This is a genomic window from Chamaesiphon sp. OTE_20_metabat_361 (assembly GCF_031364565.1).
The window spans coordinates 1-12,020 of record NZ_JANLWO010000197.1 but is presented as its reverse complement, the minus strand read 5'-3'; the positions used below and the strand labels follow the sequence as shown (position 1 = coordinate 12,020).

The following is a 12,020-nucleotide window of genomic DNA, read 5'->3' as shown; positions in this document are numbered from 1 at the left end:
AATTCAGGCGGCGGAAGCCATGGCTGACGATCGCCTCTACCCCGCACTATTACACTTACAAACTTGGTGCGACAGTACCTATTTGGCAGATGCCTTATCGGCTTGCCAGCCGCGAGCTTGCCCATCAATCTAACCCTCTATGCCTTTCCGCATCAGCCCGATAAACCAAGCGTCTGGGAGCAATTTCCGCAAACCTAGTAAGAAAGTTGCGTTACCTCCAGCCGGATAGCGCAATTTCCAACTACCATCGGATGCAGCTTTGTAGATTGCCTGGGCGGTTATTTCTGGTGGCGAACCATTGGCACCAGCTCGATCCATCTTCGGCAGCGTCCGATCGATATACTCATCATAGGCAGTCAACCCAGCTTTTCTGGCGACATTAATCGATCGACTATAAAAATCCGTTTTAATCGCACCGGGTTCGATAATTTTGACTTTGATATTAAACTGGCGCAATTCGTATTGGAGTGATTCGGAAAAGCCATCGACAGCCCATTTTGTAGCGTGATAAGGACTATAAATCGGGAAAGTCATCCGTCCGCCGATCGAGGCGACATTTACGACTACACCTTGCTGGCGTTGCCGAAAGTGCGGCAAAATCGCCCTCGTGACTTCCATCAGTCCAAAAACGTTGGTTTCAAACTGACCGCGAATATCGGCCATCTCACAGGCCTCAAAAGCCCCGATCAGCGCATAACCAGCATTATTAACAACGACATCGATCGCCCCAAAATGAGCGATCGCCTTATCGATCGCCGCATGAATCGTCTCTACTTTAGTAACATCCAATGGCAAGCACAGTACATTCGGGAGATTGGCAAGTTCGGGCGATTTTTCGGGAGTACGCATGGTCGCAGCCACGTTCCAGCCTTGCTGTTGAAATAGTTGCGCGGTAGCTCGCCCAATCCCAGTAGATGCTCCAGTAATAAATACGGTCTTGCTCATGGAAAATCACTCAGAATTTAATTTAGTTCTATTGTAATTAAATTGCTTTAATCCGCATACTTAGATCTAGCCAAGGCGATCGGGTAATCGGTGCGCTGGTGGAGATATAATCGACCCCAGTTGCGGCAACTTGACGAATTGTAGTTAGGGTAATATTCCCCGATGCTTCAATTTTGATGCGATTGTTTGCAGCGCGAATAACTGTAACTGCTTGGCGCATCAAATCTGGGGGCATATTATCGAGCATGATAATATCAGCATCACAGTCGATCGCCTCTTGCACTTGGACTAATGATTCGGTTTCAACTTCGATCGTCAGTGGGTAAGGCATCGCTTGACGAATACCGGAGATCGCGGCGGCAATCCCGCCAGCAGCGGCAATATGATTGTCCTTAATCATCACCGCATCATCTAATCCCATCCGGTGATTGACACCCCCACCGACGGTAGTCGCATATTTTTCTAGTAAGCGCAAACCAGGGGTAGTTTTGCGGGTATCGACTAATTGTGCTGGTAGATCGGCGATACATTCGACATATTTATTAGTCGCCGTAGCAATCCCGCTCAAGCGCATTGCTAGATTTAAGGCTGTCCGTTCGCCCATGAGTAATGTGGCTAAATCTGCAGTAATTGTAGCGATCGATTCCCCCGATCCACAAGCCGCTCCCTCGGCAACTAGCGGCTCATATTTGGCTTGAGGATTCAAAAGTTCAAATATGCGTTTGGCAACTGGTAGAGCGGCAACTACCCCAGTTTCCTTAGCAATCCAGGTCGCTGTTGCAATTCGCTCTACATTCGGTAAGCCCTGGGTACTGCGATCTGAGCGACCGATATCTTCTTGGAGCCATTGTGTCAGATGTGGATCGAGGACGATCCATGGGGGCAAAATTGGGGTCATCGATCGTTTAAGCTGTGAGAAATTGAGTAATTAAGTAGCTAGGCGTAATTAAGTATAAGATATCGTGTAGGGTGGGCACCGCCCACCAGATAGGTTTCAGACATAATATATCTTATAAATAATTGCATTTACCCACTTAGTTGTAGGAAATCTGCAAGCAATTTTAGCTAACCAGTTGAGCCATCCCGATCGATTCTATCACTAGCCGATTTGAGTGTCGATCGAACCGATAATATTGAAACTGCTAATATGAGTGTAGTCCTATCTAGTGCGAGTAACTAAGCGATGTCTGCATATACTTCGGAAGAACTCAATACGATCGTCCAAGCACCAATGACGATCGGTATGGCTGTAGCTGTCGTAGATCTCGGGATTGTCTCCAGCGCGATCGAGGCTGTGGTACTATCACAACAATTAACAGGTGCTGCCAAAAAATATCCGGGCAACTCGATCGTCCAAGCTGCTTTTTCAGATGCGGTACTCGGGAGCGGTCAAATTAAGCCCAAGAAGCCAGACATTCAGCCCGAAGATGTCAAGTCTGGCGCGGTGGTAGATCGGGCGCTTGAATATGTCGATCGAGCGGTAGCTACAATCGGCACCAAAGCCACCCCAGCGGAAATCGCTGAGTTCAAACAATTTGTCTACGCCTGCGCCGAAGCAGTCGCGAAAGCAGCGGGCAGTGGCTTGTTTGGTTCGGGAGATCCCAAAATCAGCACAGCCGAGGCATCAGCTTTAGTTAAAATCAAAGCAGGATTAGGCGTCTAGCCGCACGCTTAGCGATCTGGCTGCTAAGTATTTTCAAAGGGTAGGGGACAGGCTAAAGTAGAGAAGCAATCGGACGATCGCGGTATTTGGCGGTCGTCCGATTGCTAAATTCTCTACCCCCGATTTTCTAAAGCTATGATTACTACTGAAACGTTGAGTCAATCGACTCCCACTTATGAAGTGGAACTCGCGATCGAGACTTATCAGTTACGCAAAGTATACCGGACTGGCTTTTGGCTCAATCGTCAGGTTGAATCATTAAAAGAATGTACGCTGCAAGTCGAACAAGGTGAAACTTTTGGGCTATTAGGATTGAATGGTGCTGGCAAAACGACACTGCTCAAAACATTATTAGGAATTGTCAAATCGACTAGCGGCAAAGGACTATTACTCGGCAAGCCATTGGGAGATCGATCGGTCAAACAAAAAATTGGTTATCTGCCCGAAAATCCTTATTTTTATGATTTTCTAACGGGTTGGGAATTATTAGAGTACACGGCAGGATTATTTGAAATTCCCTACTCTGTTCAAAAAAAACGGATTCCAGCACTACTCGAATTAGTTGGATTGGCACAATCTGCTGCTAAGAAAAAGCAACTTCGGCAGTATTCTAAGGGGATGGTGCAGCGGGTAGGGATGGCGCAAGCACTAATTAACGATCCCGAACTTATTTTCCTCGACGAACCGATGTCTGGACTCGATCCATTAGGGATCAAACAGATGCGGGACATCATCGTCTCATTAGGCGACGCGGGTAAAACTGTCTTCTTTAATAGTCACGTTTTAGCAGAAGTCGAGCAGATTTGTAGTCGCGTAGGCATCTTGGCGCGGGGTGAATTAATTTGCTGCGGTACATTATCAGATTTATTGGTAAATCCAGTTGATGCAGAGCCGAACTCCGGGCGCTATTATGATGTGACTGGGCGCGGCGGCAATCGAGAAATTCTCGATCGATGGATGAGCGAGATCGCTTATCAGGATGATATTTGGCAGGGCAAACTTCACGGCGAACCTCAAGAGTTTATGTCTACCTTGCGATTGTTAGGAGCAGAATTAATATCGCTCAAACAAGGACGGGCATCGCTTGAAGAATTCTTTATGGAACAAATGGAAATACGTGGTATTCGATCGAGTACCTAAATTCACACCTTAACCTAATATGAAAAAAACTCGCTCGCAGCCTTACAATCAGCTTGAATTTGATTGGTGAGGGCAGTCAAATCGGCGAACTTTTGTTCGGTTCTCAAGAAGTGATGTAGATAAACGATTATTTCTCGATCGTACAAATCGCCGTCCCAATCGAGCAAATGCACTTCCACTGTGGTATTCACACCATTAACCGTCGGACGTTTGCCGATATTCATCACGGCGGGCAATTGCGTCTGCGTATCGGTATCGACGCGAACGCAGTAGACACCCTGACGCGGCAGAAATTTTTCGGCAGGGTATTGAAGATTCGCTGTCGGAAATCCGATCGATCTGCCGATCGATTGTCCGCTAACTACCGTACCCACGATCGAATAATAGCGACCTAATAAAACCTGTGTCAATTTTAAATCCGCAGCCAATAATGCCGCTCGAATCCGCGAGCTACTAATTCGGCTATCGCCATCGGTTTCTAAGGGCGCAATTTTAGTCTGGATACCAATCTGAGCCGTTAGCTCGACGAGATCTGTGGCTGCACCCGCACGTTGATTGCCAAATCGAAAGTCCTCACCCACGCTAATAAATTTAGCCTGAATTTGACAAGCCAAAATTCGATCGATAAATTCTTGTGGCGACAATTTTACCAGCTCTCGATCGAATGGCAATAAAATCAGTTGCTGGATGCCCAACCGTTCTAAAATGATGGCGCGTTCGTGATGTGGCGTCAGGAGTTGTCGCGGTTGTCCGGTAAAATATTGCTGGGGATGCGGCGCAAATGTTACTACCGTTTTGTAAAGAGCGGGATTGTCGCTAGCTAAAACAGGTCTAATCACCTCCAAGTGACCCCGATGAATCCCGTCAAAGTTACCTAGCGCAATCGCTGTGGGAGTCAATAAATTGTCGAGAGATGAGGTAATCTGCACTTTTATTTGTTACTACTTGGCAATCGATCGATCGATTAGCTGTTGTTTTTAGAGTAAAATTTCATCGAACTATCATTGGAGTTCGCGTAGCGTCTGCCTTAGCAAAAGCCCCACCGAGCGGTAATCGAGAAATTAGTTTCCCAAACCCGTAATATGTTGCAAAATAATGTCTATTTTTCCTTCGAGTCTAGCAATATCTCCCTTCATTGAAGAAATATCCGCTCGCGTCGCATCGGATTTATCTTGAAGTTCGTCTAGCTCTTCGTACACCTGCTGAAAATTTTCATCGATACTTCTGGCTGGCATCTGAGTCGCTTCTAGACGTTGGATTCGCCAATCCATTTCACGGACTCTCTGCCTGAGATCCCGATCTGGTCGGTTTGATTCCGGTGAGTTGGTCATAGTAATCGATATTTTAAACCCTTTTCTATTTTCTCATTATTTTCTGTCAAGTGCTTGCACCGATCTCAGCTAGCTCCCGATCTCTAAACATCACATCTGCAACTCGACTGACATCGAACATTTCCGCCACATCATGAACGCGGAGGATATCTGCACCCCTGGCAATTGCCGCACAACAGGCGGCTGCGGTGCCCCACAAGCGCCGTTCGGGGTCGGGTTGGTTCAAAATCTTACCGATGAAGCTTTTACGCGATACACCGACCAATAGGGGCAAATCTAGGATTTGGAACCTGTCAAGCTGGCGAATTATTTCGATACTCTGATAATACTGCTTGGCAAAACCAATCCCCGGATCGAGCATTACCCGGTCACGATCGATTCCCGCCGCGATCGCGCGATCGATTTGGCGCTCGAAGAAGGCTAAAATCTCACTTATGACATCATCATAATCGGTCATCTGCGTCATCGTCGCAGGCGTACCGCGCATGTGCATTAAGATATAAGGTACCCCAAGCTGCGCGACTGTCTCGAACATTTTTTCGTCAAATTGTCCGCCAGAAATATCATTGACAATATCCGCACCAGCTTGGATTGCCGCTCGCGCGACGGTGGCTTTGGTGGTATCGATCGAAATGGGGATATGCTGAATATCGGGATGCTGGCGAATCCGCTCGATTACCGGAATCACCCGCGCCAATTCTGTTATTTCATCGACAGGTGTCGCCCCTGGTTTGGTAGACTCCCCGCCGATATCGATAATATCCACACCTGAGATTACCATCTGGACTGCTTGCGCGATCGCCGCATCCACCGTTGCAAATCGCCCCCCATCGCTAAAACTATCGGGAGTCACATTCAACACGCCCATCATATAGGTGCGACTCCCCCACTCAAAACTTTTACCGCGTATAGTTAATAATTTGCTCATCATATTATCAGCCAGATTAGTTTGCTAGTTTGCAGAATCGAGATCGATCGGTATGCTGATTGGAGAAATTGTATTTAGTCGATCTCTAAACTTGCTTGCCTCAGTTTTGATGCTGTCTAGATTCGAGCATAACTACGATCGTCGCTCCCAGTACATAAGCGATAATATCTTTCCAATCGAATGTACTACCGATCGCGATCGCGATGACCTTATATTTTTGCAATCCTAAAACAGCGACCAAATTAAAATATTGTAAAAGCTCGATCGTCCAAGCAAATAATAAAACTAATAACGCAGCGGTATGATATCGAATCTTCCAGAAAGTTCTCACCAAGCAATAAATCAGAATAACTACCAACACATCGCCGATAAAAGGTCGGATAAAACGATCGTCGATAAAAATAGCGATAAATACCTCTATTAGAAACAATCCAATTGTATAGCAAGCATACCTGTTATTGAAAATCAACATCTAACAATTACAATTATGAAGTCACTGTGAGTGTAATTCTAATTCATTGGACGAGCCAAATTTTTAAACTTAGTTAAAGCTGGATCGAAGACTAGCTTGACTACACCTGTCGGACCATTACGATGTTTGGTGATAATTAGTTCGGTAATGTCTCGATCGGGCGTATCGGGATTATAATAAGCATCACGATAGAGCATAATAATCAAATCTGCGTCTTGTTCGATCGATCCACTTTCTCTCAAATCTGACATCATTGGCCGCTTATTATTTCTAGCTTCCACCCCCCGACTTAATTGCGACAAAGCAATCAATGGTACTTGCAATTCTCGGGCTAATCCTTTTAAACCACGAGTGATTTTTGAAATTTCTTGAACGCGATTTTCGCTGCTACCTTCCATCAGTTGCAAATAATCGATCATGATTAATCCCAAGGTGCCTCCATGCTCGGCTTGCAATTTCCGCGCTTGACTCCGCATCTCCATCAGCATCATGCTGGCATTGTCATCGATAAAAATTGGTAGCTCAGATATCCGATCTACTGCCTTATATACCGAGTCCCATTCATTCGGACTAATTCGCCCCGCACGTAGGCGATTACTATCGACACCAGCTTCACTAGCAATCAATCTTTGTACCAATTGATCTTTAGACATTTCTAAACTAAACACTAATACTGGAAGCTTATGCAGTCTTGCCATATTGTAGGCAATGTTCAAACTGATAGCCGTATTATGAACGCAGATATCGTTGGCAACGAAATTATGAGTATCAGGAATTGTTAGATCGTAAACTTGTTTTTCGCCAGTATATTCAATCGAAACAATTTCATCCCAGTATACCTGTCTTAGATCTTCTCTATTTTTATCATCCTCTGAAATTAATAATGATAATTTTTCAAGCTCGTCCTCTTCACCTAATATTCCAATTTCATTAATAAAACTTGCAATCGAGCGACTTTCTATAATGCTCAACTTCCATTCTGGATTTATATTATTCGTGACATTAAATTCTATCGAGCTAATAATTCTAAATCTTAGTAACAAGTGCTGAATCTGTCTAATTATTTTTACGCTCTCTCCTCTATAAATAATATGAGGTATGTTATTTAATACGCTTAAATAAGTATCAGTAGCAAACAAGCCGCGTAAAAACAGCGCGACTTGAGGTCTGATTAGCTTGAATATATAAGCAGGTATAATTGTCTGAACAGAACAGCTACCCCACATCTCTACTTGTTTGCTCCAGTCGAGTAATTGGCAATCTGCTGATATTTCAGATCCGAACACTGGTAAAGAAATAGGAATCCCAATCCGATCCCCTACCTCAATTTCGGCAAGCTTTTGCCAGCCGTCTAATGTTAAGAATGGATGAGTCAGAGTGGTTTCGATCGATCTACCCAATCGAGTCGTAACTTTAAATACTGGTTTGATGCCATCATCTACATACGCTGATGGCTTAGTAAGACTAAATTTCCAGTTATCATTTAGAGTTAATATTTCTGCTTGTTGCTGATGATATAGCTCTTGAATAGTTTTAATCGAACCGTCTGCTAATACAATTTCGGAATCATAAGCGAGACATTTTCCCATTGACGGACGACCCGCAATAATAATCAGATCCGATCGCTGAAATCCACCAGTCATGCCATCGAGATCGCTAAAATCACTTGTCAATCCTGGCGGGATAAGTTTGTCATGACGATCTTGGATATCTTGATAGGTTGTCGCGACGATTTCTTTGATCGGTGTTAGCCCTTGCTTGGGTCTAGCCTGCGTCAAATTGAGGATTTGTTGTTCTGATTCATCGAGGACGGTTTCTAATGGTCGCTCGGTTGCAAAGCCCAACTGCGTGACTTCTGTCCCGGCTTTAATCAATTCGCGCCGGATATATTTATCCATCACCAATACGGCGAGCGAATCAATATTCACCGCACTAACCGTTCGCTCTAATAATTGAATTAGTTTAGCCTGTCCGCCAATTTTTTCAAGCTGGTTTTGGTCGATCAACCAATCGGTAAGCGTGAGCAAATCTGTCGGCTTACCCTGACTATTGAGCGCCAAAGCTGCTTGATAAATATCGATGTGGGTGGGGATATAAAAAGCTTCTGGAACGAGTTTTTCAGCGACGCGTCCGATCGCTTCTGGATCGAGTAAGATACCACCTAAGATCGCCTCCTCAACTTCAATATTCTGCGGTGGAATCAGATTTGTCGATCGAAAGTTGGGTGTATCCATAGAAGGGATTAGGGAATAGGGATTAGCGAAAAGTGCGGTCTTGGGGTTTCCCCAAGTAGAGCACCTTTTCAAGACAGGGAATAGAGGGTAGGGAATGATGCTACCAACAAATTGCAGTACTATTATACTAAAAAATTAGTCTAGATACAAAAATAGGCTGCGGGTGCAGCCTGAGTCGATCGATAAGATAACGCTAAAATTACTTAGAGACGACTTCGATCTCAACGGTAACGATAACTTCGGGATGAAGCTTGAGTTCGGCTCTATAGGTACCGATTTTAGCTACATCAGGCATGGTGATATCACGTTTATCAACTTCTTGCGTAGTGATGGATTTGATGATGTCAGCAACTTCTGCCGTTGTCACCGTACCAAAAATGGCATCGTTTTCACCAACTTGCTTAGCAATGGAGAATTTACCAGTTTTTTCGATCGCGGCTTTTTGAGTCAGAGCTACTTCTTTGAGTGCCAATAACCGCAGCCGCTCGATTTCGCGCCGCTTTTCAGCTTGCTTGAGGATGCCTGGAGTTACATTGGTAGCAATCTTCTGAGGAAGGAGATAGTTACGAGCATAACCGGGTGCTACTTCTACTAAGTCGCCATTTTTGCCCAGTTTACGGACGTCTTGGGTTAAAACTAACTGTACGCGCTTTGCCATATTGATTTTATGTATTAAGCTTTCTGAGCTATATTTGAGATGGTGCCACAAACCTACGATCTTATCACACTTCGTCTTAGATTTTAGGCTTTAGGCTTTAGGTTCGAGTGGATAGTAGATAGTGAATAGTGGATAGTGGATAGTGGATAGAGTCGGAATAATCACCCAGTCACCCAGCCACCTAGTCACCCAGTCTCCCAGTCTCCCAGTCCCCCCGTCTGTCTTGAAAAGGTACTCTACTTGGGGAAACCCCAAGATCGCACTTTTCGCTCCCCGTCCCCCATCCCCCATCTCCTAATCAATGTCGCGATTTCAAAAGCTCCTCAATTATCTCGATCCTTACAGATGGCAAGTCGCCCAGGGTATTGGTGCGCTGTTTGTCGTCAATGCGTTGAGTGTCTATATTCCCCTGTTAATTAGGGAAGGGATCGATCGACTAAAAACTTCATTTACTAGCGAATATCTCACTCGACTGGCGATCTTTCTGGTGCTATTGACATCAATTATGTGGATAGTCAGAATGGCATCACGGATTGCGATTTTTGGTGTGGGGCGACAAGTACAAGCCAAAATGAAGCAAGATATCTTCGAGCATATTCTGAGTTTGGAGCCGGGGTATTTTGTGACGATGACGGTGGGAGATCTCGTCAATCGATTTACGAGTGATGTGGAAAACATCATGCGGCTGGTGGGATTTGCGGTATTGAGTACGGCAAATATCGTATTTGCTTACGCGCTGACTTTACCCGCGATGTTGTCGATTAATGTCAAGCTCACGCTGATGGCATTGGCTGTCTATCCATTGATGTTGATCGTCGTTCAACTGTTTAGCGGACAACTTCGCACGCAACAGGTAACGGTGCAAGAATCGATCTCGGATTTGAGTGAGTTGATTCAAGAGGATATGAGTGGGATTGCCTTGATTAAAATCTACGCTCAAGAGGAAACCGAGCGCAAAGCATTTCGCCAGAAAAATAATGAGTTATTTACAGCTAACCTCAAATTAGCTCAACTCAGAAATACAATTTTTCCAATCATTCAAGGGTTAGCCTCAATTAGTTTGCTAGTATTATTGTGGCAAGGGGGCTTAGCGATCGTCGATAACCAGATCACCGTCGGTGACTTCTTATCCTTAATTATTTTCGCTCAAAATCTAATTTTTCCTACTGCCTTGCTAGGATTCACAATTACAGCTTACCAGCGTGGGGAAGTTAGTATCGATCGAGTCGAAGCGATCCTGTTCAATCGTCCGCAGATCGCCGATTTACCGACATCAATTCATTTAGATACGCCCATCAAAGGTCAGATTGTCGCTCGGAATTTTAGCTATACTTATCCTGGTGCCCAGACGCCAGCACTCAAGCAACTTAATTTTACAATCGAAGCAGGCGAAACGATCGCGATCGTCGGGCCGATCGGCGCGGGTAAATCGACATTGGCAAATGCCTTACCTCGGTTATTAGAAATCCCCGAGCAGAGTCTATTTATTGATGGTTATGACGTTCATCAATTGAGTTTAGCGGACTTGCGCTCGGCGATCGCCTATGTACCGCAAGAAAGCTTCTTGTTTAGTACCTCGATCGAGAATAATATTCGTTACGGCGATCCGTTGGCAAACCATGATGCTGTCGAGACAGCGGCTAAATGGGGACAGATTAACACCGAAATCCTCAACTTCCCCCAACAGTACGACACGATTGTCGGCGAACGCGGCATCACCCTTTCCGGCGGACAACGCCAACGTACAGCCCTATCCCGTGCCTTGCTGCTAAACGCACCGATTCTGATCCTCGATGACGCCCTCTCAAGTGTAGACAATCAGACAGCCACAGCCATTCTCCAAAACTTGTCCCAATCTGGGCAGAAACGGACGGTGCTGTTTATCACCCATCAATTATCCGCCGCCGCGACAGCCGATCGCATTCTAGTAATGGATAAGGGTGAAATCGTGCAAACTGGCACTCACCAGGAATTAATCGCCCGTGCAGGTTTGTATCAGTGGCTGTGCAGTCAGAACCAATTGGAAGAGTTGCTCCATTAGTACAGCATTGCCAGGTAAGACTGGCACTCACCAAGAATCGATTACGACTCTCGATCTCAACCCACGATCGAGCCGATCTCCATCGACATTAATCACTCCGTACTTGTCAGCGCCGTGTCAAATAATCTCCAATCTCACCATATTACTAGCTTAAGAGTAGCTAAAATAGATGATTACCACTCGATCGCATTCTTGGAGTATTATCTATAGACACCTGTGTTCTAAGCCACTCCGGTTCCATTCACTCGATCGAGTGAGAATTGACTCCACAAAAGTTTCATGAGCTGGTTTAGATCGTTAGACTATCCCGCCGCCGCCGATAGTTGCGGGTAGATCCTAGTTGGTAATCGCCAACCGATTGTGTGTGAACGTACTCGCGATCGTTGTTGAGTCACTGGTAACAATGATATCTTTCTTGTTGAAGCTATTTTGTTTTAATAAGTTGAATATTAGTTATCATCTCGACTCAATTTGATGGTTAAATACAAATTATCGATCGTTACAAACGGTTAACTTTAGTCAGAAGATTATGAAAGCAGTTGGTGGAAAAGACCGCAAGCGACTACTATTAATCGATGATGACCCCAATCTCATCTTATTAGTCAAAG

General features: G+C 45.1%; 11 protein-coding genes. 3 read left to right on the top strand and 8 right to left on the bottom strand.

From position 1 onward, the window contains the following. Positions 1-129: 129 nt before the first annotated feature. Both RMO35_RS05565 and nadC read right to left on the bottom strand, forming a co-directional pair. Positions 130-945, bottom strand: a complete 816-nt coding sequence (locus RMO35_RS05565; protein WP_309739179.1) for an SDR family oxidoreductase — start codon at positions 943-945, stop codon at positions 130-132. Positions 946-982: 37 nt separating this feature from the next. Further along, positions 983-1,843, bottom strand: a complete 861-nt coding sequence (gene nadC / locus RMO35_RS05560) for a carboxylating nicotinate-nucleotide diphosphorylase (RefSeq protein WP_309739178.1) — start codon at positions 1,841-1,843, stop codon at positions 983-985. Positions 1,844-2,128: 285 nt separating this feature from the next. On the opposite strand from nadC, the gene RMO35_RS05555 reads away from it, so the two are divergent. Continuing rightward, positions 2,129-2,608, top strand: coding sequence for a hypothetical protein (locus RMO35_RS05555; protein WP_309739177.1), 480 nt, complete (start codon positions 2,129-2,131; stop codon positions 2,606-2,608). A gap of 135 nt (positions 2,609-2,743) precedes the next feature. Next, positions 2,744-3,748: an ABC transporter ATP-binding protein gene (locus RMO35_RS05550; protein WP_309739175.1), complete on the top strand. Its 1,005-nt coding sequence runs from the start codon at positions 2,744-2,746 to the stop codon at positions 3,746-3,748. Positions 3,749-3,762: 14 nt separating this feature from the next. On the opposite strand, the gene RMO35_RS05545 is transcribed toward RMO35_RS05550, so the two are convergent. The 6 genes from RMO35_RS05545 to rplI form a co-directional block, all read right to left on the bottom strand. Further along, positions 3,763-4,677: a bifunctional riboflavin kinase/FAD synthetase gene (locus RMO35_RS05545; protein ID WP_309739173.1), complete on the bottom strand. Its 915-nt coding sequence runs from the start codon at positions 4,675-4,677 to the stop codon at positions 3,763-3,765. A 132-nt stretch (positions 4,678-4,809) separates the two neighbouring features. Beyond that, positions 4,810-5,079, bottom strand: a complete 270-nt coding sequence (locus RMO35_RS05540; RefSeq protein WP_309739171.1) for a hypothetical protein — start codon at positions 5,077-5,079, stop codon at positions 4,810-4,812. Between the two features lie 46 nt (positions 5,080-5,125). Next, positions 5,126-6,007, bottom strand: coding sequence for a dihydropteroate synthase (gene folP, locus RMO35_RS05535; protein ID WP_396135071.1), 882 nt, complete (start codon positions 6,005-6,007; stop codon positions 5,126-5,128). Between the two features lie 100 nt (positions 6,008-6,107). Then, a complete protein-coding gene (locus RMO35_RS05530) occupies positions 6,108-6,479 on the bottom strand; it encodes a DUF2809 domain-containing protein (protein ID WP_309739167.1) in 372 nt (123 codons plus the stop codon). Positions 6,480-6,517: 38 nt separating this feature from the next. Beyond that, the gene (gene dnaB / locus RMO35_RS05525; protein ID WP_309739165.1) at positions 6,518-8,713 is read right to left on the bottom strand and encodes a replicative DNA helicase; all 2,196 of its coding nucleotides are present in this window, start codon (positions 8,711-8,713) and stop codon (positions 6,518-6,520) included. Positions 8,714-8,912: 199 nt separating this feature from the next. Then, positions 8,913-9,371, bottom strand: coding sequence for a 50S ribosomal protein L9 (gene rplI, locus RMO35_RS05520; RefSeq protein ID WP_309739163.1), 459 nt, complete (start codon positions 9,369-9,371; stop codon positions 8,913-8,915). Positions 9,372-9,672: 301 nt separating this feature from the next. On the opposite strand from rplI, the gene RMO35_RS05515 reads away from it, so the two are divergent. After that, positions 9,673-11,412 carry an ABC transporter ATP-binding protein gene (locus RMO35_RS05515; RefSeq protein WP_309739161.1) on the top strand — a complete coding sequence of 580 codons (1,740 nt, stop codon included), beginning with the start codon at positions 9,673-9,675 and terminating at the stop codon, positions 11,410-11,412. Positions 11,413-12,020: the final 608 nt, after the last annotated feature.